The sequence below is a fragment of the Hymenobacter arizonensis genome (genome assembly GCF_900115775.1).
Taxonomy (GTDB): Bacteria; Bacteroidota; Bacteroidia; order Cytophagales; family Hymenobacteraceae; genus Hymenobacter; species Hymenobacter arizonensis.
Map to the genome: position 1 here is coordinate 909,980 of NZ_FOXS01000001.1, position 23,813 is coordinate 933,792.

At 56.2% G+C, this 23,813-nt stretch carries 18 protein-coding genes, 1 tRNA gene and 1 pseudogene; 2 read left to right on the forward strand and 18 right to left on the reverse strand.

Annotated elements, in window-relative coordinates; genetic code table 11:
• The first annotated feature begins 93 nt into the window (after window positions 1–93).
• The gene (locus BMZ66_RS03855; protein ID WP_092669119.1) at window positions 94–1,473 is read left to right on the forward strand and encodes a hypothetical protein; all 1,380 of its coding nucleotides are present in this window, start codon (window positions 94–96) and stop codon (window positions 1,471–1,473) included.
• 31 nt (window positions 1,474–1,504) lie between these two features.
• On the opposite strand, the gene BMZ66_RS03860 is transcribed toward BMZ66_RS03855, so the two are convergent.
• The 10 genes from BMZ66_RS03860 to BMZ66_RS03905 form a co-directional block, all read right to left on the reverse strand.
• On the reverse strand, window positions 1,505–1,966 hold the full coding sequence (locus BMZ66_RS03860; protein WP_092669120.1) for an RES family NAD+ phosphorylase: 462 nt from the start codon (window positions 1,964–1,966) through the stop codon (window positions 1,505–1,507).
• A gap of 9 nt (window positions 1,967–1,975) precedes the next feature.
• Window positions 1,976–2,437 (reverse strand): Xre family toxin-antitoxin system antitoxin, encoded by a 462-nt coding sequence (locus BMZ66_RS03865; RefSeq protein ID WP_234794966.1) that lies wholly within the window; start codon window positions 2,435–2,437, stop codon window positions 1,976–1,978.
• An 84-nt stretch (window positions 2,438–2,521) separates the two neighbouring features.
• Window positions 2,522–3,241 carry a bacillithiol biosynthesis deacetylase BshB1 gene (gene bshB1, locus BMZ66_RS03870; protein WP_092670262.1) on the reverse strand — a complete coding sequence of 240 codons (720 nt, stop codon included), beginning with the start codon at window positions 3,239–3,241 and terminating at the stop codon, window positions 2,522–2,524.
• 68 nt (window positions 3,242–3,309) lie between these two features.
• Window positions 3,310–4,443 (reverse strand): M23 family metallopeptidase, encoded by a 1,134-nt coding sequence (locus BMZ66_RS26345; RefSeq protein ID WP_304608022.1) that lies wholly within the window; start codon window positions 4,441–4,443, stop codon window positions 3,310–3,312.
• Between the two features lie 127 nt (window positions 4,444–4,570).
• Complete coding sequence (gene trxB / locus BMZ66_RS03880) at window positions 4,571–5,506, reverse strand: thioredoxin-disulfide reductase (RefSeq protein WP_092669121.1); 936 nt, start codon at window positions 5,504–5,506, stop codon at window positions 4,571–4,573.
• 175 nt (window positions 5,507–5,681) lie between these two features.
• A complete protein-coding gene (locus tag BMZ66_RS03885) occupies window positions 5,682–6,545 on the reverse strand; it encodes a sigma-70 family RNA polymerase sigma factor (protein WP_035566352.1) in 864 nt (287 codons plus the stop codon).
• A gap of 122 nt (window positions 6,546–6,667) precedes the next feature.
• Window positions 6,668–8,839, reverse strand: a complete 2,172-nt coding sequence (gene pnp, locus BMZ66_RS03890; RefSeq protein WP_092669122.1) for a polyribonucleotide nucleotidyltransferase — start codon at window positions 8,837–8,839, stop codon at window positions 6,668–6,670.
• 200 nt (window positions 8,840–9,039) lie between these two features.
• Entirely contained in the window at window positions 9,040–9,315 is a 276-nt protein-coding gene (rpsO, locus tag BMZ66_RS03895) for a 30S ribosomal protein S15 (RefSeq protein ID WP_092669123.1), read from the reverse strand.
• Window positions 9,316–9,468: 153 nt separating this feature from the next.
• Window positions 9,469–10,917, reverse strand: coding sequence for an LptF/LptG family permease (locus BMZ66_RS03900; protein WP_092669124.1), 1,449 nt, complete (start codon window positions 10,915–10,917; stop codon window positions 9,469–9,471).
• 104 nt (window positions 10,918–11,021) lie between these two features.
• Window positions 11,022–11,435: an START-like domain-containing protein gene (locus tag BMZ66_RS03905; protein WP_092669125.1), complete on the reverse strand. Its 414-nt coding sequence runs from the start codon at window positions 11,433–11,435 to the stop codon at window positions 11,022–11,024.
• Window positions 11,436–11,567: 132 nt separating this feature from the next.
• Between BMZ66_RS03905 and BMZ66_RS03910 the strand changes: the two genes are divergently transcribed.
• A tRNA-Met gene (locus BMZ66_RS03910) sits at window positions 11,568–11,641 on the forward strand.
• A 198-nt stretch (window positions 11,642–11,839) separates the two neighbouring features.
• Here the strand turns inward: BMZ66_RS03910 and rplT are convergent.
• The 8 genes and pseudogenes from rplT to BMZ66_RS03950 all read right to left on the reverse strand — a co-directional run bounded on the left by rplT (window position 11,840) and on the right by BMZ66_RS03950 (window position 23,534).
• A complete protein-coding gene (rplT, locus tag BMZ66_RS03915; RefSeq protein ID WP_092669126.1) occupies window positions 11,840–12,184 on the reverse strand; it encodes a 50S ribosomal protein L20 in 345 nt (114 codons plus the stop codon).
• Between the two features lie 164 nt (window positions 12,185–12,348).
• Window positions 12,349–12,543: a 50S ribosomal protein L35 gene (gene rpmI / locus BMZ66_RS03920; RefSeq protein ID WP_092669127.1), complete on the reverse strand. Its 195-nt coding sequence runs from the start codon at window positions 12,541–12,543 to the stop codon at window positions 12,349–12,351.
• A 208-nt stretch (window positions 12,544–12,751) separates the two neighbouring features.
• A pseudogene (infC, locus tag BMZ66_RS03925) lies at window positions 12,752–13,309 on the reverse strand (translation initiation factor IF-3); the annotation flags it as partial.
• A 227-nt stretch (window positions 13,310–13,536) separates the two neighbouring features.
• Window positions 13,537–15,471, reverse strand: a complete 1,935-nt coding sequence (thrS, locus tag BMZ66_RS03930; protein WP_092669128.1) for a threonine--tRNA ligase — start codon at window positions 15,469–15,471, stop codon at window positions 13,537–13,539.
• A gap of 136 nt (window positions 15,472–15,607) precedes the next feature.
• Window positions 15,608–16,765 carry a tetratricopeptide repeat protein gene (locus tag BMZ66_RS03935; RefSeq protein WP_092669129.1) on the reverse strand — a complete coding sequence of 386 codons (1,158 nt, stop codon included), beginning with the start codon at window positions 16,763–16,765 and terminating at the stop codon, window positions 15,608–15,610.
• Between the two features lie 110 nt (window positions 16,766–16,875).
• The gene (locus tag BMZ66_RS03940; protein WP_143080045.1) at window positions 16,876–17,718 is read right to left on the reverse strand and encodes a tetratricopeptide repeat protein; all 843 of its coding nucleotides are present in this window, start codon (window positions 17,716–17,718) and stop codon (window positions 16,876–16,878) included.
• A gap of 342 nt (window positions 17,719–18,060) precedes the next feature.
• Window positions 18,061–20,808: a DNA gyrase/topoisomerase IV subunit A gene (locus BMZ66_RS03945; protein ID WP_439645758.1), complete on the reverse strand. Its 2,748-nt coding sequence runs from the start codon at window positions 20,806–20,808 to the stop codon at window positions 18,061–18,063.
• An 821-nt stretch (window positions 20,809–21,629) separates the two neighbouring features.
• Entirely contained in the window at window positions 21,630–23,534 is a 1,905-nt protein-coding gene (locus tag BMZ66_RS03950) for a tetratricopeptide repeat protein (protein WP_177204585.1), read from the reverse strand.
• Window positions 23,535–23,813 lie beyond the last annotated feature (279 nt).

Here is a 23,813-nt window from a genome sequence, read left to right on the forward strand (position 1 = left end):
GAGAGATTGACAGCATCAGTATAAGGCAAAACAAGCCAACCGCGAATTCAACCGCAGGTTGGCTTGTTTTGCTTTCACAATTACCATAGCCTAATGTCTTTTGCAACCGCGTTGGATGCATCTACCAACCAATTTTCCCGGCGGCAAGAAGCTGTGCTAATTGCAGCAGTGGCGGCCGCCTATGTAGCCTATTTGTTTACTTCCGAGTACATCAAATTATACTACGACGCCGAAGACTACTGGCAACTTGGCCACCGTTTTTATCACCTCGGCCGTTTTGAGCTACTGGCCTACGATGATTCTCTGCGTGGTTACAGCTATCCGCTGGTAAATTTTCTGTGCTTAGCTGTTCGCAAGGCTTTGCAGGTTGAGGCCATCACGGTAGTAAAATGCTTTAACGTAGGGCTAGCGGCATTCTTTTTCGGTTTCCTTGCTCCTCGTTTGTGGCAGGTTACTACTCACACAGTGCCACTTACACTTGCGCGGCGATGCTTGTTCGCAGCACTAGGGTTCATTTTCTGGCGGGGTTACTTCAATTTTTCACTCTCAGATTTTCCGGCCCTCATCGCTCTGGTTGCTTCCCTCTGGCAAGTTCAGCAGAGGGGCCTCCGGGCAGCTTTTCTGGCTGGGGTTGCCTTGGCGTTGGCAGTGAATATTCGCTCGATTTATCTGGCTTCTGTGCCGACAGTTTTGCTGCTAGTTTTTCTTAGCCCGCGGCAGTTATGGTGGCCCCGGCTGCTGGTGTTATCGTTAGGAGCCGGACTGATATTGGCGCCGCAATGGCTTATTAACCGCCGTCATTTTAATGCCAATACCCCCCTTGTGTTAGCCGTATCGCCCACTTTGAATATCCAAAACCTCTACTTAGAGAAGTTAAAGTGGGGCTTGCTCAATATAAAATGTGAGACAGCAATAGGCTGGCAACTGCCCTCGGGTCAGATGACTTTTCTCGATGCCAAAGGTGCTGACTTGATGCTTGCCGAGAACCTAAACGATTTTACATCAACATGGCACTATCTGCAGGTCACACTTCGGCATCCGCGAGTAATAGCAAGTAGCTATGTCCGCCACATATTTGCCGGACTTGACATCACCCATCCCACCCCGTACATTAAGCGCTGGGAACCATCACAGTGGCTGCAAGGCCTCAATTATACGCTTTGGTTTTGGGTAGTACTTGCGGCATTTCGTTTCCGTCCTACCATGCGGCAAGGACTCGTGTTGGGTTCGCTGCTTTTACCCTGCTTGGCTGTATTGCCTATGAGCATGGAAATCAGATATTTGTTACCACTGCACTTGCTGCTGTTGTCCGTCGTCGCCTTTGATAGTTGGCCTGTCTGGGCTGTAGCCACAATTCGCCGTGCTGCGATAACCGCAGTAGCTTCAGTACTATTTGTTTGGTGCTGCTTCTCCTTATCGGCAAATGTTACCAAGTCCGTTGAGCCTCGGTACCATGCTCATCTACTCAAATGAGGCTGATCTGCATAGCGCAGCATCACTTTAACTAATTCATGTCCTCCTGCTTAATCCGCGGGTCAAAGGCAAAGTCCTCCCAACCCGCAATGCGAATCTGCCCAAAATCCGGATGGCGAGTGTTGAGCACATAATTGTGCTCGTGAGAAATGATAGAGGACGGCACCCGCAGCACAGCAGCCGCTTGCCGCTGGTACCACGCGGCGCCTAGCGGCTGGCAGCGGGCGTAGTGGCGCGGCAGCTGCCACTCTTCGGGCATTTGCTCTAGAGTTAATTCCTCTATTGCCAGAGCATCAGGAACCTCGATGCGGATAACTTTAAAAAGGCTGTTCAGGCCTTCGCCGCTGCGGTGCACCACGTTTTCGAGGCAGGCTAGAGCGCGGCTGCCAGCGGCGTAAATAACCAACTGTCCGCGCAGGTTCCAGCGGCCGGGGTTACCAGAGGCCACCAGTTCGCCGGCGTACTTCGCTAGGCAAATACGGTAGATTTCCACGTTCGCAGCTTAGGCGAAGTCGCCGTGGGCAATGCGGTCCACTTCGTCGGCCACCAAGTCGATGCCGCCGCTGGTTTCCAAAAGCGACAACGGGGGCTGGTTGTCGAGGCCATAAGCGGGCTTATCCAGCCAACGGCGGAAGGCAGGTACGGAACCAAATACTTCTTCACCCTGACGAGCCAAAGCCAGCAGCTTCAGCACCTGCTCGCTGGCAGCGGGCGCCAGGCGCTTCTTGCCTTCGCGGTAGGTGCGCAGCGTCTTTGTGGTGGTGTGCAGCAGGTCGGCCAACTCATCGGCAGTCAGCTGCAGCAAAGCAGCTACATCGAAAGCGGTTTTGGCCAGCACTCCGGTACGCGCGTACATCACCAGCGCGAAAGAATCGGCCACGGTGGCTTGCAGCCCCAACAAGGCTGGGGAGTAAACGGCGGAGGGGTGAGCGGCAGCAGCCATGAGCGTGGGCGAAGAATGCATTCCCAAAGATGGGAATATTTTCCGCAGTAACGGGAAAAACTTCCGCTTTGTTCCGAACTCGACCACTGGCCTCTTATAGTCCTCTTAAAGTAGCTCAGTCACCTCGCGCACACCCACGGGCCGGTGCACCGTGAAGCCTTCGCCAAACTCCACTCCTATCATGTGGCCAAACTCGCGGGCGCGAGCTTCCATAAACTTGGAGAACTCCTCGCTTGATAAGTACGTAGCCGGACCGTCGCTATTCGGGTTAAAAAACTGAGTGCCGTAGGCCTGAATGCTGGCCCACTTGGTGGCCCAATGCGCGCTGATGTCAACCACAAACGCCGGCGCAATGGCACGGTCCTGAATGTAGTGATACACGTTTTTAGGCCGCCACGGTGCCTGCGGCAGGCCATCATCACCCAAAGTCTCAATCATGCGCAGGCCGGCCAAAAAACAAGCATCGGTAGCCAGCTGTGCGCCACGCCCGTGGTCGGGATGCCGGTCGTGAATGGCATTGCAGAGCACCACCTCGGGCTGGTAGCGGCGAATGGCGGCAATGAGCGGTAGCTGGTGCTCTCGGTCGTTGCGAAAAAAGCCATCGGGCAAGCCCAGGTTTTCGCGTGCGCTCAACCCCAGTACCACACTGGCCGCGGCCGCCTCAGCTGCCCGAATAGCAGGAGTCCCGCGCGTGCCCAGCTCCCCCCGCGTGAAGTCGACGACCCCTATTTTTTTACCTGCCGCAGCCGCGGCCGCCAACGTGCCAGAGCACGACATTTCCACGTCGTCGGGGTGGGCGCCCAGCGCCAGAATATCGAGCTTTATCACAGATTAAAGCAATAGCGAGTGGCGCACATCGGGTGCAATCGGAGAAAGAATAACACAGCCTGAGCTTACTTAACCCGAAGCTTCCGCCCAGGCTGCAGGGTTTTGACGCCTGGATTCAACTTTTTCAAAGTACTTAGGCCTACCCCGTACTTTTGGGCTACTTCGGAAAGCGTGTCCCCCGAGCGCACTTTGTGCGTCACCACCTGCCGCGCTTTGGAAGGCCGGCTTCCGCCTCCCCCTCCACCACTGCTGCGATGATGGTTCAACGCCCGGCTGTAGTAGTTGAACAGCTCCGAGGTAATTGTGAAATTGTCCTTGCGGAGCTTATAGTCCGGAAAGTCGTACACCAGCGCCGGGTTGATGGGGTTGCCTTGGTAACGCACTTCAAAGTGCAGGTGTGAGCCCGTGCTACGCCCCGTGCTGCCCCCGTAGCCAATGAGCTGACCGGCCTTCACGAACGTGCCTACGGGCACTAGAGCTTTGCTCATGTGACCGTAAATCGTTTCCAGGCCATTGTAGTGCCGCACCAGAATATAGTTGCCATAGCCACCTCCGTCCCAGGCGTTGATGCGCACCACCCCATCGAAAACAGTTTTTACCGAGTCGCCGGTTTCCAGGTCCAGGTCCATGCCGTAGTGCCAGCGGTAGCCACGGAAAGCAAAACCCGAGGTAATAGGCGTGCTCACCAGCGGCATACTAGCGAAGCGCTGCCGGGGCGGGTCGGTCAGTTTTAGTTTAAGCGAGTCGCGGTAGCTGCGGCCGTCCACCCGGTAAGGGTTCACGCTCCGCGTATCCCAAATGGAATAATAACCCGCTACTTTCACCCACGAGGAGTCGATGAGCACTTCCTCCGACATCTCCACAATTTCCTGCCCGCCAAGGTTAAGCTTAGAAGTGTCTTCGCTGACGATGCTCAGCTTCTTGGCAGGGTTAAAAAAGATGGATTTCGCAGCGTCGGAGTTGTCGTCGGGCAGTTCCTCGGTTTCAATAACCGTGGTTGTATCGGGGCGCACGTACCGCATTCTCGGCGTTCTGATGCGGAAAAAGTCGGAGTTGCCGCCGGTGCTCCCAGCCTGGGCTTTGGTGCGCGGCGTCGGCTTGCGGCGTTGCGCCTGGGCTGGGTGTAATCCCGCCAGCAGCAGCAATAGTGCCAGCAGCGTCCATGTCGGACGCCAGTAAGTTGTTTTCAGAAAAGTCAAAGGCAAGCAGAAAAAAGGCCACGGGGCAAGGACAAAAGAGCCCAACCCGTGCCATATGTTCTAAACAAAGCAGTCAAAAAAGACGAACCACAAAGCTCGTCTTTTCTAACACGTCAATGCAAGGGTTTTAGTGTACGCCCAGGGCGGCTAAATAACGTTCGGCATCCAGAGCCGCCATGCAGCCCGTACCAGCGGCCGTCACAGCCTGGCGATACGTGTAGTCCTGCACGTCGCCGCAGGCGAATACGCCATCGACGTTCGTCTTGCTGGTGCCGGGGATAGTCTTGAGGTAGCCCTGCTCGTCGTGGTGCAGGTATGGCTGGAAAATCTTGGAGTTGGGCTCGTGGCCGATGGCCACAAAGAAGCCCGTGAGCTGAATTTCCTGGGTTTCGTGGGTCAGCAGATTTTTCACGCGGACTCCTTCTACCGAATGCTCGCCCAAAATCTCATCGGTTACGGTGTTGAACAGCACCTCAATTTTGGGGTTGTCCAGCACGCGCTGCTGCATAATCTTCGAAGCCTTCATTTCGCTCTTGCGCACTATCATGGTCACCTTGCTACACAAGTTAGCCAAGTAGGTGGCTTCCTCTGCGGCAGTGTCACCGGCGCCTACTATGGCCACTTCCTGGCCACGGTAGAAGAAGCCGTCGCACACGGCGCAGGCCGAAACCCCGGAGCCGTTCAGGCGGGCTTCCGAGGGCAAGCCAAGCCACTTGGCCGAAGCACCCGTTGCTATAATCACGGTATCGGCCGTGAGTTCCAGTGTCTCGTCGATAGTCACTTTACGTGGCGTCACCGAAAAATCAACCGCCGTGGCAATACCGTAGCGGATGTCTGTGCCGAAGCGAGCCGCCTGCTTCTTCAAGTCTTCCATCATCTGCGGACCGTTTACGCCATCGGCATAACCGGGGAAGTTCTCTACGTCATTGGTAATCGTGAGCTGACCACCGGGCTGCAGGCCCATGTACATAACGGGCGCCATGTTGGCCCGGGCAGCGTAGATGGCAGCAGTATAACCGGCTGGGCCGGAGCCGATAATCAGGCATTTGATGTGTTCAGACATTGGGGTTGGCTGTGCGCGCAGCCGTTGCTGCGCATATCGTTGAACGAGGAAGGGTAAGGAACGGTGCGCTGAGCCCACTTAGCAAGGCGGGGTTCAGCAACCGTAAACAAGCACTAGGCTTTACAAAAAACCCCAACCTGACGGTCGGGGTTTTTCATTCTGCAAAACTAATTGATTAGCCGAGATAAGGCTTCAGCGCTTTCGAGCGCGAAGTGTGGCGCAGGCGACGAATGGCCTTCTCTTTAATCTGACGCACCCGCTCGCGGGTCAGGTTGAATTTCTCGCCAATTTCCTCCAAGGTCAAAGCAGCTTCGCCGTTCAACCCGAAGTACAGCGTGATAACATCGGCCTCGCGCTTGGTGAGCGTGCTCAGGGCGCGCTGCACCTCCTTGCGAAGCGAGTCGTTCATCAGGGCCATGTCCGGCGACTCTTCGTCCTCGTTTTCGAGTACGTCGAGCAAACGGTTTTCTTCGCCCTGCACAAAAGGCGCATCCACGGATACGTGGCGGCCGCTAATCTTCAAAGTGTCCACCACTTCCGAGGTAGTCAGTTCGAGCACTTCGGCGATTTCTTCCGGCGAAGGCTCGCGCTCAAACTTCTGCTCGAGTTCCGAGAAGGATTTGCTGATTTTGTTCAGCGAACCCACCCGGTTCAGGGGCAAACGCACAATGCGGCTCTGCTCGGCCAAAGCCTGCAGAATGGACTGACGAATCCACCACACAGCGTAGGAGATGAACTTAAAACCGCGGGTTTCGTCAAAACGCTTGGCGGCTTTAATAAGACCGAGGTTGCCCTCGTTGATGAGGTCACCCAGGGATAGTCCCTGGTTCTGATACTGCTTGGCTACCGACACCACGAAACGCAGGTTGGCTTTGGTCAATTTCTCCAGCGCTTGCTGGTCTCCGTCGCGGATACGCTGCGCGAGCGTTACCTCCTCGTCGGGCGTGAGCAAATCAACCTTACCAATCTCCTGGAGGTATTTATCCAGCGACTGGCTCTCGCGGTTGGTAATCTGCTTACTAATTTTTAGCTGTCTCATGGGACTAGGTAAGAACGATATCTGATGGGATTTATACGTAAGAAAAAGCCGCCCGGCTAGCCCCGTAGTCAGAGGAGGCCAACAGGCTCCCTCTGACATTAGTTCGGGACTGTGGACTATAGCTACGCTTTAGCTTCGCCGTTGCTGGCCGCTGCTGCTTCGGGCTTCGGCAGCAACACCTTGCGCGAGAGCCGGTACTTGCCGGTTTTCTTGTCGATTTCCACCAGTTTCACGTCGATGTCCTGGCCCACTTCCAGCAACCCTTCCAAGGTTTGAATCCGCTCGTGCGTCACCTCCGAGATGTGCAACAGGCCGTCTTTGCCCGGCATGATTTCCACGAAAGCACCGTAGGGCTGAATGCTGCGCACTTTGCCTTTGTAAGTCTCGCCCACTTCCGGCTGGGCCGCAATGGCCCGGATGCGGTCGATGGCGCCCTGCATATCTTCCTGGTTGGAAGCATAGATGCTCACGTGGCCCTTCTCGTCCTTCTCCTCGATGATAACCGTAGCGTTGGTATCCTTCTGGATTTGCTGAATGACTTTGCCACCTGGCCCGATTACCGCGCCAATGAACTCTTTGTCAATCAACATCTTGTGCGAGCGAGGTGTATGAGGCTTCAGCTCGGCCGCCGGAGCAGCAATGGTCTTCGCCATTTCACGCAGGATGTGCAACCGGCCTTCGCGGGCCTGGTGCAAAGCAGCCGTCAGAATCTCATTGCTCAAGCCCTGGATTTTGATGTCCATCTGACAAGCGCAAATGCCTTTCTCAGTGCCGGTCACTTTGAAGTCCATGTCGCCGAGGTGGTCCTCGTCGCCGAGAATGTCGCTCAGTACGGCGTACTCACCGGTTTCTTTGTCTTGCACAAGCCCCATGGCGATGCCAGCCACTGCGGCCGAAATCTTCACACCGGCGTCCATCAGCGCCAACGAACCAGCGCAAACGGTAGCCATCGAGCTAGAGCCGTTCGACTCCAGAATGTCCGACACGATACGAATGGTGTAGGGGTTTTCCTCCTCGGGCGGCAGCACTTGGCGTAGCGAACGCAGAGCTAGGTTACCGTGACCAATTTCGCGGCGGCCAGCACCACGGTTTGGCTTCACCTCACCGGTAGAGAAACCGGGGAAGTTGTAGTGCAGCATGAACTTCGAGTAGCCCTTGGTCAGTGGCTGGTCTACGATTTGCTCATCGAGCTTGGTGCCGAGCGTGGCCGTGGTCAAGCTCTGGGTTTCACCACGGGTGAAAATAGCCGAGCCGTGCGCGCCGGGCAGGTAGTTGATTTCCGACCAGATGGGGCGGATTTCGGTGAGCTGACGGCCGTCGAGACGCACCCGCTCCTTCACCATCATGTCGCGGATAGCCTTCTTCTCAGCCGAACCATAGTAGCGGCTGAACATCTTCATATCCAACTCAGGCTGCTCAGCAATGAGCTTGTCCAAGAAGGCCTTTTTCACACCTGAGAAGCCTTCCTTGCGGCCGGCTTTGCTGGTGTTGCCAGCGCGGGCCACATCGTAGGCACCCTGGTAAACACCTTCCTGAATAAGCTTCTTCAGCGCGTCGTTTTCCTCATACTTCGGATACTCACGGGGAGCTGATTCCGGCGTGCGCCCAACAGCCTCGGCTAGCTCTTTCTGCAGCTGGCACTGGGCCTTGATGGCTTCGTGGCCGAAGGCAATGGCAGCCACCATTTCCTCTTCGCTCACTTCCTTCATGGCACCTTCCACCATGGCCACGGAATCGGCGGTAGCGCCTACCATCAGGTCCATGTCGGCGCGCTCCAGGTCCGAGGTTTTGGGGTTGATGTGGAACTGGCCGTCGATGCGCGCCACGCGCACTTCGGAGATAGGGCCAGCAAACGGAATATCAGAAATTGATAGTGCAGCCGAAGCAGCCAAAGCGGCCAAGGCATCGGGCTGTACTTCTTTGTCGGCAGAGATGAGCGTAATCATCACCTGCACTTCGTAGTGGTAGTCTTTGGGGAACATCGGCCGCAGGATGCGGTCAACGAGGCGGCAGACCAGGATTTCGTGGTCGCTCAGGCGGCCTTCGCGGCGCTGAAAGGAACCGGGAATCTTGCCGGCCGAGCCGAATTTCTCTTGGTAGTCAACCGAGAGCGGCAGGAAGTCAACGCCTTCGCGCTGGCTGGGGGCAGATACTACGGTGGCGAGCAGCATCGTGTCGCCGAGGCGAACTACAACCGCACCATCGGCGAATTTGGCCAGCTTACCGGTTTCGATGGTGATAACGCGGCCGTCGGGCAGCGCTAGGGATTTGATAATGGCGTTGGGTTGGGACATCAGCAGGATTTGCTTAGAAAAGCGACAGCGGGCGAGCAGCCAAAAACGAGTGCCACACAGAACATTCGTTACTCAGGTAAACACAGCAACAGCGCGCCGATACAAAACAGTGCCCGGGTCAGCCTCGGCGCAAAACCGACCCGAACAAAAAAAGAGTAGGGAACCTTCGTTGGAAGGCTCCCTACTCTCAGACTCTGGACTTACTTACGGATGCCCAGCTCCTTAATGATGGCACGGTAGCGGTTGATTTCGCGGTGCTGCAGGTAGTCCAACATGCGGCGGCGCTTACCTACCAGCTTCAGCAGGCCCAAGCGAGTGCTGTGGTCCTTCTTGTTAGCCTTAAGATGCTCGGTGAGGTGGTTGATGCGGTGGGTGAAGAGGCCAATCTGAGCCTCGGCCGAACCGGTATCGGTTTTAACTTTTTGCAGGCTGTTCTTTTCGAAGATGGCCTGTTTTGCTTCGGTGGTTAAAATCATCGGTTGATAGGTGTTACCCCGTCTTAGATTTAAAGATGAAAAAAATGTTGATGAATACCCCACACATTGGGGTGCCGCAAAGGTACGTAATTTAAAAACAGGATAAAAGCGCGTTGGCGGATTTTTCGAGAAGTAGTTTCGAAGGCCTGGCCCCTACTCTTCCACCGCCGGCTCGGTTATTTTGCGCAGGCTCGGTATTCCCAGTCGCTGCGGCAAACGCCGCCAGAAATCCATTTCCAGCAGGCCCGAGTCGTTGTATGCTTGGTACAGGAAAAACAAGCCCGCAGGCAGCAGCACCAAGTTGGACATCCACATGCCAATGCCCACCGGCATCACGAACTCGCGGCCATACTTCTCGCCCATGATGCTGAGCACGTAGTACACGATGAAAAAGAGGATGGATACCAAGATGGGCACGCCCAATCCCCCTTTCTTGATAATGGACCCCAGCGGTGCGCCAATCAAAAACATCAGCAGCACAGCGACCGATTGCGAGTATTTACGGTACACCTCAATGCGGAACAAGGCCGAATTGCGGGCGTATTCGTTGAGGCGGTCAGATGTTGAACTGGCAAAGGCTTTGAGGTTACTGGCGCGGTTGGAAGCCTGCTGCATAATGGGGGCCGAAGCAGGCGCCAGCCGGGAAACCGGCACTTTAATGCTGGCCACCCGTTGATTTGCCGCCCGGCCAGTGGTGTCGAAACGCAGGAAGGTGTAGTAGGCGTTGGTTTGCCGCGTCAGTTGAGCCTGCTCGTTGTTCAGCTTTTTTTGCACCGAGTCGGTGGCCGTATGCAGTTGAGCAATGTTCAGCATCATGCGGTTTTCCTTGAACAAGTCCTCCTTGGTGCGGCCCAGGTCGAAGGAAGCCAACGAGAACGTAACCAGGTTGTGGTCGAAACCCTGCCGAATGAAAGTGGAGCCGGCACGATTCTGAACATCGGGCTGCTCCACGTACATATTGCCGTGGAATAGCTCCAGGCCCAGGTACCCGCCGTTGAAACGGGTAAACATGCGGCCCGAATCGGCGAGCATTACGGTAGCATTGCCCGACTTCTGGGTGTGGTCATAAATGATAACGCCGTGCAGCCGGTCGCCATTCTCCCCCGACTTCTTGTCTACTTTAATAGTGTAGCCGGGAATGCCGTTGTAGAATACACCTTCACGAATGTCCAAGGCCAGTTTTTGCTGGCGCACATCCCAGAGCAAGCTATACGCTTTGAGGTTGGCGCGGGGCACAATGGTTTCGTTGAACCAAAAGGCCCCAACGGCTAACCCCACCGTTAGCAGCAGCACCGGCCGCAAAATCCGGGTAAGCGCAATGCCTGACGCCTTAATGGCCGTCAGTTCATGATGCTCGCCCAGGTTACCGTAAGTCATCAGCGACGATAACAGCACGGCCAGCGGCAATGAGACCGGCACAATCAGCACACTGAAATAGAAAAGCAGCTGCAGCAGCACGCCCGTGCCCAGGTCCTTGCCGATGATGTCGTCGAGGTACTTGAGCAGCGTGTGCGTGAGCAGAATAAACTGCACAACCGCAAACGTGAGCAAGAAGGGCCCGGCAAAGGCCTTTAGAATAAGCTTATCGAGCTTTTTGAGCATAGGGTGAAGCAGCGTGCTGGTATTGCACGCCAACGATGAAACGCAAGTCCGTGGAAAAAAGTACCGCAAGCATGACTGCCCGGTAAAGTCGCTTTTCGTTGTTCTTACCCTCCTACCTGCTCGCGCAGCTTGGCCACAAGGCCCTCCCACATTTCCTGCTGCTCGCTGGCATCGTGCGTGCTGGAGTAATCAATCACGCGCAAATAAACCTCGTCTGTCACCTGCGAGGAATCCAGCGTAAACTCCAAGTAATTGGCATCCGTAACCGACTGGCGCAACTCGTCCAGAAAAACAAAGCGTACTCCACGGTTGAGGCGCTGGCCCGAAATCTCAGCGTAATGGTTTTCCTGGTCCCAGATAAAATTAAGGCGCTGCCCTTCTACGTAGCGGACATCATCACAAAACCACTGCGAAAGTCCCGAGGCCGTAGCCAAGTAAGGAAAAAGAATTTTGGGCGAAGCGTTGATTGGAAATTCAACTACAAAACGCGTTTTGGTTTGGGTATCAGGCAGGGCCATAATAATTAAGACGAAGGGGCCTTTTTAAACTAGCGTTTAAAACCGGCCACACAGAAGAAATACAGTGTTTTTTACCCCTGAGCCTTGCTTCGGGGTTATTTGCAGCGTTACCTTTGCACCCACAAAAAACCCGGCGGGGTAGCTCAGTTGGTTAGAGCACAGGATTCATAACCCTGAGGTCACGAGTTCAACTCTCGTCCCCGCTACTTCAGAAACCGTTTCGGCTATATGTCGAGGCGGTTTTTTTGTTTTAGGCAATCCACGCCCACTGAGGAGAATGAAAGCGCCTGCGGGGAAATCACCGGTTGCCAACACGAGTTGCTAATTGGGCTTGAAGCACCAAAAACAAGAAAACGCTGAACCCAAGGGCCAGCGTTTTCTTGGTTATTAGCTCACAGGGGCAATTACTTGATTTTCTCAACGATGCCCTGGAAGGCTGCTGGGTGGTTCAAAGCCAAGTCGGCCAGAACTTTGCGGTTCAGCTCGATGCCAGCCTTTTTCAAGCCACCCATCAATTGCGAGTAAGACAAACCGTGCTCACGAGCACCGGCGTTGATACGCTGAATCCAGAGAGCACGGAACTCGCGCTTCTTTACTTTACGGTCGCGGTAGGCGTACAAGAGGCCTTTTTCAACGGCGTTCTTGGCTACGGTCCACACGTTTTTGCGACGGCCATAGTAGCCTTTCGCCAAACGCATGATTTTCTTACGACGGTGGCGCGAGGCCACGTGGTTGACACTTCTTGGCATAACCTGAGGAGTTTTTGGCAGCCGGCGCCCAGCGTCTGCTGAAGCTTACAATTGCGGCCGGAAGCCTGGTGTATTAATTAGTGATGGGTAATTGGTAATTAATAATTAGCGAAAAAGAATAAGTGCATTAGGCACAGTTCTCAATTGCTATTTTTGATTACTAATTAAAAGTTAAGCATCTGACGCACGCGGTTCATGTCGGCGCTGCTCACCAAACCGGTTTTGGTCAGGTTACGCTTTTGCTTAGTGGTCTTCTTGGTCAGAATGTGTGATTTGAAGGCGTGCTTCCGCTTCACCTTGCCCGTTCCGGTGAGCGCGAAGCGCTTCTTGGCACCGGATTTCGTCTTTACTTTTGGCATTGTAATAGGGTTGGAGGGTTGGTTGTTGATTGTTGATTGCTCACTGACCGGGGGTCGGGAAGCCATCTTCAACCGGTAAAATCTATTCGTTGTCAGCGGCGGCGTCGGTGGTTGCCGGTGCTTCTTCGGAGGTCTTTTCTTTCGCTTCAGCGGGCTTAGCTGCCTTCTTCTCAGCCTTCGCGTCCGGAGCAGCTGGCTTGTTGGCTGGCTTGGCAACGGCAGCAGCTTTGGGAGCAAGGTAAAGGAACATGCGCTTGCCTTCGAGCTTGGGCAGCTGCTCTACTTTGGCAAGGTCCTCAAGGGCCTGGGCAAACTTGAGCAGCAGAATTTCGCCACGCTCTTTAAACACGATGCTACGACCCACAAAGTGCACGTAGCTCTTGATTTTAGCACCTTCGCGCAAAAACTCCTGGGCGTGCTTCACCTTAAAGGCAAAGTCGTGCTCATCGGTGTTGGGACCGAAGCGAATCTCTTTGAGAACAACTTTGGTTTGTTTGGCCTTCAGCTCGCGGGTTTTCTTCTTCTGCTCGTACTTAAATTTCGAGTAGTCGATGACACGGCAAACGGGCGGCGTGGCCGTGGGCGAAATCTCAACGAGGTCAAGATTCTGGTCCTGGGCCATTTTGCGGGCTTGGTCGGTTGGGTAAACGCCTTGTTCGACGTTGTCGCCTACCAGGCGCACTTCGCGGGCCAGGATTTTTTGGTTGATTTTGAACGGCTCTTCCACCTGCTGGCGGGGCACGTACCGACGGTTCGGGGCTGCTATGGTTTGGTCCTCCTCCTAAAAAAGTGGCGGGAAATGAGATTCTGGGCGGTTTAGGCCGGTTAGGGCCTGGCAATCAGGGGGCAAATATCGGTATTTATCTTGGTAAACGCAAGGAAAGCTATAAGCTTCAAGACACAAGCCGCAAACTATTGACTCTAACAGCCTAACAAAAGGGTGTTTGCGCACATAATTAAGGCGTTTGTGGCTTGAAGCTCAACGTTTGCGGTTTACATGGCTTCTACCACCTGGCTTTGCACGCTCTTCACGAACGCATCTAGCGGCATGGACCCAAGGTCACCTTCGCCGTGCTTACGCACGGAGATGATGTTGTCCTGAGCTTCTTTCTCACCAACTACCAAGAGGTAAGGAATTTTGCTCATTTCCGCATCGCGGATTTTGCGACCAATGCGTTCGTCGCGGGCATCTACCGTGCCGCGCAGCTCACGCTGCTCGAGTTGCGCTTTCACCTCGTTGGCATAGTCGATGTACTTATCCGAAATAGGCAGTACAATGAACTGCTCGGGGGTGAGCCAAAGCGGGAAATTGCCAGCGCAGTGCTCGATAAGTACGGCCACAAAGCGCTCCAGGGAACCGAATGGGGCGCGGTGCAACATTACGGGGCGCTGGCGGGAGTTGTCGGAAGCAACGTACTCGAGGTCGAAACGCTCGGGCAGGTTGTAGTCGACCTGAATAGTGCCAAGCTGCCAGCGGCGGCCGAGGGCGTCGCGCACCATGAAGTCCAGCTTGGGCCCGTAGAAGGCTGCTTCGCCCAATTCGGTTACCGTGGGCAGGCCTTTTTCAGCGGCAGCCTCCTGAATGGCCGCTTCGGCCAAAGCCCAGTTCTCATCGGAGCCAATGTACTTAGTTTTGTTCTCGGGGTCGCGCAGGCTGATTTGGGCCGTGTAGTTTTCAAAACCAAGGTTTTTGAAGACGTACAGCACCAAGTCAATTACCTTCTTAAACTCCTCCTTTACTTGGTCGGGCCGGCAGAAGATGTGGGCGTCGTCCTGGGTGAAGCCCCGTACGCGCGTCAGGCCGTGCAGCTCGCCCGATTGCTCGTAACGGTATACTGTACCGAACTCGGCGTAGCGCACGGGCAGGTCGCGGTAGCTGCGGGGCTCGGTTTTATATATTTCGCAGTGGTGCGGGCAGTTCATCGGCTTGAGGAAGAATTCCTCGCCGGGGTTAGGCGTTTTAATGGGCTGGAAGGAATCGGCGCCGTACTTCTCGTAGTGGCCGCTGGTCACGTACAATTCTTTGGCACCAATGTGCGGCGTAACGACGGGCTGGTAGCCGGCTTTCACTTGGGCTTTGCGCAGGAATTGCTCCAGGCGCTCCCGCAGGGCCGTGCCTTTGGGCAGCCACAAGGGCAGCCCCGCTCCTACTTTCTCCGAGAAGGCAAACAGCTTCAGCTCCTTGCCTAGCTTGCGGTGGTCGCGGCGTTTGGCTTCTTCCAGGCGCTCGAGGTACTCGGTGAGGTCTTTGGCTTTCTGGAACGTAATGCCGTAGAGGCGGGTGAGCTGCTTGTTCTTTTCATCGCCGCGCCAGTAGGCACCGGCCACATTCATAAGCTTGGCTGCCTTGATAGAACTGGTATCGGGAATGTGTGGGCCGCGGCAAAGGTCCGTGAAACCACCCTGGGTGTAGAAGGTAATTTGGCCGTCTTCGAGGTTCTCAAGCAACTCGAGCTTGTAGGGGTCCTGCTTCTCCTGGAAGTAGGCAATGGCATCGGCTTTAGAAATTTCCTGGCGGATGAAGCGGCTTTTGGTTTTAGCTAGCTCCAGCATTTTTTTCTCGATTTCAGGGAAATCTTCGCTGGAAATGCTGCGCCCCTCCCCTAAGTCTACATCGTAGTAGAAGCCGTTTTCAACGGCGGGGCCAATGGCCAGCTTCACGCCCGGGTACAGGGTTTCGAGGGCTTCGGCCATGAGGTGAGCCGAAGAGTGCCAATAGGTCGCTTTGCCAGCCTCGTCGTTCCAGGTCAGAATTTCGACTTTGGCATCTTCGGTGAGAGGACGGTGCAAGTCGCGGACTTCGCCGTTGACGCGCACGGCCAAGGCGTTGCGCGCCAAGCCTTCGCTGATGCTGTTGGCCAAGGCGTGGCCGGTGGAGCCGGGCTCGACCTGACGAACCGAGCCGTCGGGGAGGGTAATATTGAGCATAAAAGGGGGTAAAAGGTGCCCGTGGGGCAGAGCAGGGCGCAAGTTACGCTTCGCTCTCTGAGGAATTAAGAATGAAGAAGGTGGAATTGTGGATTTTTTACTTATCCGGCATTCTTTTAGCCGGGCGCCTGCTGGGCTAGCCCGCGCTGGGCCTGAGTGAGGAAATGGGGCTGATTGGCTCGGGACGCGCCGGAGCCGCGGGACGGCGGTAGTAGTAGCGGGGCGCCGTTCGGAGGCTGTCGGGAAGCAGGGCTTGCACTCGCTCGTTGGTTTTCCAGACTTTAAACGTCCAGTGCGTATTGCCGGGATTTTCGGCCACCAGGCGCCGGAACTGAACCAGGGCTTCGGGTAGGCGGTTTTGGGATTCCAGCGCTTCTGCCAACAAAGCACGAGCCTGCGGAAGGCGCGGATTGCGGCGCAGGGCACGCTGCAGGTGCTCAATGACGGCAGCCGGGCGCCGTTCCCTCGCAGCGGCCATGCCCAAGCGGTAGTCGGCCCGGTACACGGTGGTGTCCAGCGCCAGGGCCCGGCGGTAGTACCACAGGGCGCTGTCGGGGCGGCCGCGCAGCTCCAGCTGACGGCCGTAGTCGTAGCTCAACAAGCCCGACGTGGTATCGAGCTTCATGCCCAGGGCAGCGTAGCGAGCCGCATCGGCGGGCACGCGCCAGGCGTTAAGCAGAAAAGCCAGCTGGTGCAGAATTTCAGGCTGACGGGGGTCGCGCGCCAGCGCATCCTGCAGGTACTGCACGGCGGTGGAAGTGTCCGAGGTAGCAGCGTAGGCAAGGCCTTTATAGAAAAGGGCGGCGGGCTGGTCGGGGTCGAGACGGAGGGTACGGTCAAGGTTGTCGAGGGCGGCGGTATAGTTACGAGCCGCTAAGTGCGTTTCGCCCACCAGCAAAGGCAGCTCAGGCCCCGAAAAACCGTACTGAGCGGCCTGACGCGCGGCAGCCAAAGCCGCGGGCAACTGGCCTAGCGCCCGATACGTCCGGGCCTGCAAATAATACAGGCTGCCATCGGCATCATCAATCTCGAGGGCAGCAGCAACATCGGCCAGCGCGGCGTTGGGCTGGCCGGCAGCCAGCCGTAGCGTGGCCCGCCGGGCCAGCAAAGCGGTATTGCGGGGCTTGCTGGCAATGGCCCCGTTCAATTCATCGGCCTGCACGCGCGGACCACTCTGCACCGTGGCCAGGTCTACCAACGTATCGGGGCGCTGGCTGGGCTCGGTAGAGCAGCCAACCGCCGCCAAAGCCAGCAGTGGCAACGAAGCAAAGGCTGTAAAGCGAGAAGGTGACATTAAAGAGGCAGCAAATCGCTACAAAGAAAGAACGTACGACGCGAGCCGTTTTGGGATGCCCAACAATTCACCAGCTAGAACACGCACCACCTCAAATGGTGCCAGCTGCGCTACTCAGGTTTTTTGCTAGCCTCCACCGGCGGGCGGGTTGCCTCCTGCTCTGGTTGGGCAGCAGGTGGTGAGCTACGGGCCAGCCGTCTCTGCCGGCGGGCATCGGCACGAACTAAGACGGGCAGCATTTGGCGGCACAGGCGGCTCAGCACCAAGTCCTCGCTGGTGATGGCTGGAATTTTGACAGCTTCCTTTAATACCTCGATGGCCCGGCGGCGGCGCCCCTGGTAGTTGCACATTCTGGCCAAATCGTAACTAATCTGCAGGTTTTGATGAGCCAGGCCGTGTGCTGTTTCCATGGATTCGAGGGCGGTGCGGCTGTCGCCGCCGTTGGGCACGCCACCAAGCGTTAGCTTACTATAAAGCCGCTCCAACACGTTGTAGTGCGCTACCCGGTATTGCCAGCGGCCTAGCAACTGCCACGCCTCGGGGTCACTGGGGCGACGCTGCGCAGCCAGGTACACGTGCGAGCGCAAGTCGCGGAAGGCCACCAAGCGGGCGCCAGCATTGTATAAAGTAGCCTGATTGAATAATGCCAAAGCAACGGCGTAGTTGCTTTCTCCGCCTTCTGGCTGCAAAAGCAAAGCCCGGTCAGCGTATTGGCGGGCGGCATCGAAGTATGCGGCTTTTCGGGTTTCGTCGGAATAGCGCCGCCCTATTTTCACGCTTAGCGCGGTAGCCTGGCACAAGGCCAAATAGTGGTTTGGCGCTTTCTTGATGATTTCCTGATATACCGCCAGGGCTTCGGATTCTTTGAACGCATTTGCGAGAGTAGAAGCTTGCAACAGCATCATCCGTACTTCGGGCGAGTCGGGGACAGAAGTTGCGGGCGCCCGGTGCACTGTTGAGACAATGGGCTTGAGCCTGTGAGGATGTGCTTGCCCTGATGCGTGGTTCCCTCCCATACCACCCAGCAGGCATACTCCAAGCAGCCACCTTCGCCACAGCTTAGGTGAAGAAGCAAGGCGCCCCCGCAGTGAAAAGAAAACACGCATAGCGGCAAAGAAACACGGCACTAGTGTAAACGCCTGGCTGGCCCGTTAAATTCAAGCTTAGTCTAGCCGCAGGGGCGGGCTAAGCGCCTTGCCTATCAGCTGAAACGTGCGGGCCGCGGGTCGGAATCCGCATACCCATGAACTCCTGAGTAAGCAGACTCTAGCCCGCGGCACGCACGCTTGTATTTCCTAAAAAAGGCCTAGCTGCGCCTTGGGCCGCTTCAGCAACTCGCGCGCCTGGGCTACTTCCTCGGCAGTAACATCGACGGAGCCAGCAGACTCCGGTCGTTCGACGGCCGTGGCAGCGCCGGCATTTTCACTTGCCTTGGGCAGCGCCACGGCCACCCGCTTTTTCGGCACTTCGCGGCGTTGGGGCTCGGGGCCTTCGTCGGTGAGCATGGCCAAGGCGTGAATTTTGAAGTAGTTGAGCTTGTTGCCCATGGCCTTCCAGCCCTTCACGTCAATAAATTCGTGCAAGCTGATTTTCTCGGTCTCCTTATCGGCTTTCTTGTCTTTCTGAACTTTCAGTTCCGCCACCGGCTCGGGGTTAGCCGTGACGGCCAATAGCTTCGAGCCCTTGGTTTCGGAGATGAAGGTGAAGCGTTTTTCGAGGGTGCTGGTTTCGATTTTGAAACGCTTCACGTAGTGAAGCTTGGTTTCGCCGTCCATGTACACCGCCGACAACACCGTTTCCGGCTCGTGCTTGCGCAGGAGCAGGATGTTGGGCACATCGTAGTGGTTAGTCGGGTTGGGCGCGGTCAGTTCGTAGCTGCCGTCTTTGAACACCACCAACACCGTATTCTCGGTGTCGAAGGTGCCCAGGTAGCGGCCGTGACCAGCCGTGTTGAGGCGGCCCACTACGCTGTCAAAGAAGATTTCGCGGCCACCCAAGGTGGAGTCGCCCAACGTTTTTTGGGTGATTTTTTTGATGGGCTGCTTGGTGACGATGTTGCCCATAGAGCCCTTGCCCTTGATGGCCAATTCGGCAAAGTCGAAGTCAAACTGCTTTACCCGCGCAGGGGCCTTATCGCTGAGCTGAATGCTCACGATTTCGGACTCGGAATTGGGGTTAGCCGTGAGGTAAAGGGTTTTGGTGCCCTTAGTGCCCTTGGTGAGGTCGTAGGTTTTGTCGCGGGTGATGCCCGACACCAAGAAGCGCTTGGCGAAGCTGATGCCTGAGGCACCATCGAGGTACACCATGTTGTACACCAGCCGGTCGTCGTTTTTATTATAAACGCCAACATGCAGAATGTCCTTACCCACAAAGGTTTTCTCAGCAATTTTAGTTACAGTGAACGTGCCATCGCGCCGGATGGCAATGATGTCGTCCAAGTCGGAGCAGTCGCAGATGGTAACCGCATTCTCGTCCTTTTTCAGGCCGTAGCCTACAAAACCATCCTGGTAGTTCACGTAGAGCTTCTGGTTGGCCACGGCCACTTTCTGGGCCGTCACCACGTCGAAAGTGCGGAGCTGGGTTTTGCGCTCGCGGCCTGCGCCGTATTTTTTCAGCAGGCCCTCGAAGTAATTGATGGCGTAGCGGGTCAGGTTGGCGAGGTGGTCGGCTACCTCGGCCAGTTCGGCTTCTAGGCGCTGAATGTACTCGTCGGCTTTAAACCCGTCGAACTTCGAGATGCGCTTGATGCGGATTTCGGTCAGGCGCGTGAGGTCATCTTCCGTAATGGGGCGGCGGAGCAGGATGCGCTGGTCGTCGGCCTTGGCCTTCTCCCCTTCGATGCGCACGAATTTCTTCAGACCCTTGTCGATGGTCTCCAGAATTTCGGGCCAAGTCTCGCACTCCTCAATTTTGCGGTAAATGCGGTTCTCGATGAATATCTTCTCCAGCGAGGCGTTGTGCCACTTCTCCCACAGCTCGTCCTGGCGGATTTCCAGCTCGCGCTCCAGCAGGCGCACCGTAGCCTTGGTGCTTTGGCGCAGCACGTCCTCCACACCCACAAAGCGGGGCTTATCGTCGATGATGACGCAGGTGTTGGGCGAGATGCTGATTTCGCAGTCGGTGAAAGCGTACAGCGCATCCATGGTCAAGTCGGGCGAGACGCCAGTCGGCAGCTGCACCTGAATTTCCACGTCGGCGGCCGTGTTGTCGACCACCTTCTTAATCTTGATTTTGTTGGCTTCCGAGGCCTTCACGATGCTTTCCATCAGCGCCGTAGTCGTGGAGCCGTAGGGAATGTCGCGAATCACCAACAGAGTCTTATCAACCTTCTCGATGGTGGCACGAAGGCGAATTTTGGCCCCGCGCATGCCCGAGTTGTAGTTGGTGACGTCGCACAAGCCGCCCGTCGAAAAGTCCGGAAACAGCTGCACTTCGCGGCCCCGCAGCACGTCAATGCTGGCCTTGCACAACTCGCGGAAGTTGTGGGGCATAATCTTGGTGCTCAAGCCCACAGCAATGCCTTCGACGCCCTGCGCGAGCAGTAGCGGGAATTTTACGGGCAGCGTGGTGGGCTCGCGCTTGCGGCCGTCGTAGCTAAGCTGCCACTCGGTAGTGTCGGGGTTGAACACCACGTCGATGGCAAACTTGGAAAGGCGCGCTTCAATGTAGCGAGCTGCGGCGGCGCCGTCGCCGGTGCGCACGTCACCCCAGTTGCCCTGGGTTTCGATAAGCAAGTCTTTCTGGCCCAGGTTCACTATAGCATCACCTATGCTGGCATCACCGTGGGGGTGGTACTGCATGGTCTGGCCGATGACGTTCGCCACCTTGTTGAAGCGGCCATCGTCCATCTCCTTCATGGCATGCAGAATGCGCCGCTGCACTGGCTTCAGGCCGTCTTCAATGGCTGGTACGGCCCGCTCCAGAATTACGTACGATGCGTAGTCCAGAAACCAGTTCTGGTACATGCCCTTCACTGTGGCAACGTCGTGAATGGTTTCGCCGGGGGCGAACTTGGGCTCTTCCTCGGTTTCGGGCTCGGGCACAGTATCAATTGCGAGGTGCACCGTAGGGGTTGCCCCGAACAAGTCCGCCGCAACCTCAGCCGCAGTGGTGGCCGCGTCAGAAGTCACCAATTCGTCGGCTGCTTCCGCTTGTTGGGCAGCTGCCTCAGCGGCAAAACTGGGAGCTTCTTCCGTGTCGGCATCGGCAGCGGGCGAGAAGGCGGAAAGGTCAAAATCCACCGAATCGCCCGACTGCAGGAAATTTTGGTCGGGAAGTTCGGAAGCGGGAGTATCGAGAGTAGCCACGGGGAAAACGAAAGAAGTCGGCGAACTGCCGTCAAAAATACCGGAATGCGCGCGGAGCGCAATAAATTACAATTCCTTAGGAAGGCGGAAAGTTCCCAAGATTTTTAGCGAAGCGAGCGTTGCATTCGGCACGGACACAAACCGAAAACAAGCCTATGCCCCAAATTAAGGCAATATTTTGGTCAATTGCAAGCTAAAAGTAATAGCCAAAAGCACAAGCCTACTAGTAGCAAAAAGCTCATCAATTAGCACATATTACCCAAAACGAAAAAAGCCCGAGCCAAGGGCCCGGGCTTTTCCGTGGAATGTGCCGACTAGTCTACCCCTAGGCGGCGGTTCAAACCTACGGAAAAAATAATAGACAGCAAAACCTTAACAATTCGGTAATCGCATTTCTAGCAATGCAATGCAGGCTTTCACAGAGGAATTGCGGTTAATATTCAATTTTATCGGCGCTGTAATGATGCATCGTTTTGAGTGTCTGGGCACATAAGATGCAAAGCAAAAAGAGGTAGCTTGCTTAATTCAAAATTAAAAATATTCATTTATTTCGATAACTAACCTTTTTTGGTAACACTGCGAGTGGTGGCAGCTTGGGGACTGCCCTGAGCCAATTGTTGAGGCAAGGGCACTGCTACCCGCACCCCATACCCGGTTACGGTGCCGTTGGCTGCCAGCACCGGGCCCATGGTGGCCGCCCCGCCAATGGCGGTTGCCCGCTCGTGAATTGTTGCTAGCCCTTTTTGGTTGCGGCCGGAGGCTGCCGATGGGCCATTGGCCCCGCGCTGGCCGTTATCAACAATATCCAGAATTAGCTGCGGGCCCTCTAAGCGCACGCATACCGTGACGCGCGAAACGGCCTGTGCATGTTTGAGGATGTTTTGCAGGCTTTCCTTGTAAATCAGGTACAGGTTGCGGCGCAAGCGGGCGTGCAGGCGGTAAACGGGCAAGTCGGTGGGCAAGGTGAAGTCCAGCTCAATGGTGCGTGGGCAGAGCACTTCGTGGCCGTAATCCCGCATCCGGGTGAGCAGGTCGGTCAGGTAATCGTTCTGGGCATCGAGGCTCCAGACCACGTCGTTGAGCTGGCGCACGGCGGTGCGACTGGCATCGGAAAGGCGGTTGATTTGGAGGCGCTGGCCCGCGGCATCGGCCAAGCCTTCCTGCAGCAAATTGCTTTGCAGGCTGATTTGCCGGAGAAGCGTACCGACATCGTCGCGCAAGTCGGCCGCCAAGGCGGTGCGCAAGGCCGTTTCGCGCGCGGCTTGGCGCTGGCGGAAGCGCCAAAAGAAAAACCCAGCCAGGAGAAGGGCCAGCAGGCTGATGCCGACAAACCCAATGAGTTGGGTTTGCTGCCGGAGGCGGTCGAGCTCGCGTTGCTGGGCTTGCAAACGGGCTTGCTGAGTAAGGAGCTTGATTTGGTTCTGCTGCTGGCCCAGCTCGAAGTTGAGGCGCAGCGCTGCCGTTCGGTTGGTGGTGGCTTCGTTGAGAAGGCTGTCGTTATAGGCCTTGCGGCCACTTGAAGCGGTGTAGGCCTGCGCAAAATCCTTACGCGCGGCGTAAGCCAAAGCCAGCACCTCGTTAGCAGCTCGTGCACCTTCCTTTGAACGAACGGCTTGGCTGGCGCGCAGGCTACGCTTCCCGTAATGGATGGCACTGTCGGGCCGGCCCAGCCGAAGCGAGGCCCACGCTAGCAGCCCAAGCGCCCGCGGTATGGCCAGCAATTGCCCCACCGCTACGGATTGCCGCAATACCGGGTGACCCAGAGCTAATGCAGCAGCATAGTTGCCCTGTCGCTCATCCAGTTCGGCTAAGTTGAGCTGCATGGCCAGAACTTCTGGCGCGAGCCCCAAGCGCTGGCTTACCGCCATGCTTTGCAAATAGTAGCGCCGGGCCATGGCCCAGAGCTTTTGGCGGCGGGCCACATCGCCGAGGCCTCCCAAGGCCAGGTTAATGCGGTCCGGGTAATCGTGGTGTTGGGCTACGGCCAATGCTTCGTGCAAGTACTCGTCTGCATGCTCATAATCGCCGAGCTTGATGAACGTGTTACCGGCCTGAATCTTTAGACTGGTATGAAAGCGGCGGGTGTTGCTGGTGGTAGCCTTGGCCATGCCTTGGTAGCAATAAGCCAAGCTGGCCGCGTACTGGCCCTGCTGGTCGGCTACGAGAGCGAGCCGGCCCAGGCACCGCACTTCGCCTCCCAAGTCGTTCGTGATAGCAAATTCGCGCTGTGCATCCTGTAAATACCGTTCGGCTAAGCGGTAATTGGCGAGACTGATGTGGTGGTCGGCCAAATCCAACAGGGTTTCGGCCATCAAATCGTGGCGTTCAAGCTGGCGGGCCAGCCGTACGGCTTCTTCCAACACGGGGCGGGCTTCTTTAACCTGCCTGAGCTTGAGTGCGCGCGCTAATTCAGTGAGTAGCACAACCCGCGCCTTATCGGGGGTCAGGTTGGCTTCAACCAATGTCCTTAAGCTATCAATACGGCGTTGTTGAGCCTGCTCTAGAGCGGGCAGGTTTACAGTCCGTGTGTCAACGGAAAGCGAAGCCTGTGCCTGAGCCAAAGCTGTCGCGGGAGCTTGCGCGGCAAGCAGTTTCATTTGCCACACAGCTGATGCTGCAACCAAGACCAGAACCCGGCGAAACTGCCTTTTAATTTTCTGCATTAAAATAACTATTCAGCACATAAAGGTACTGACGTTAAGGACGCAGTTATTCTTAACTCATTAGCTTAAGCAGGTAAT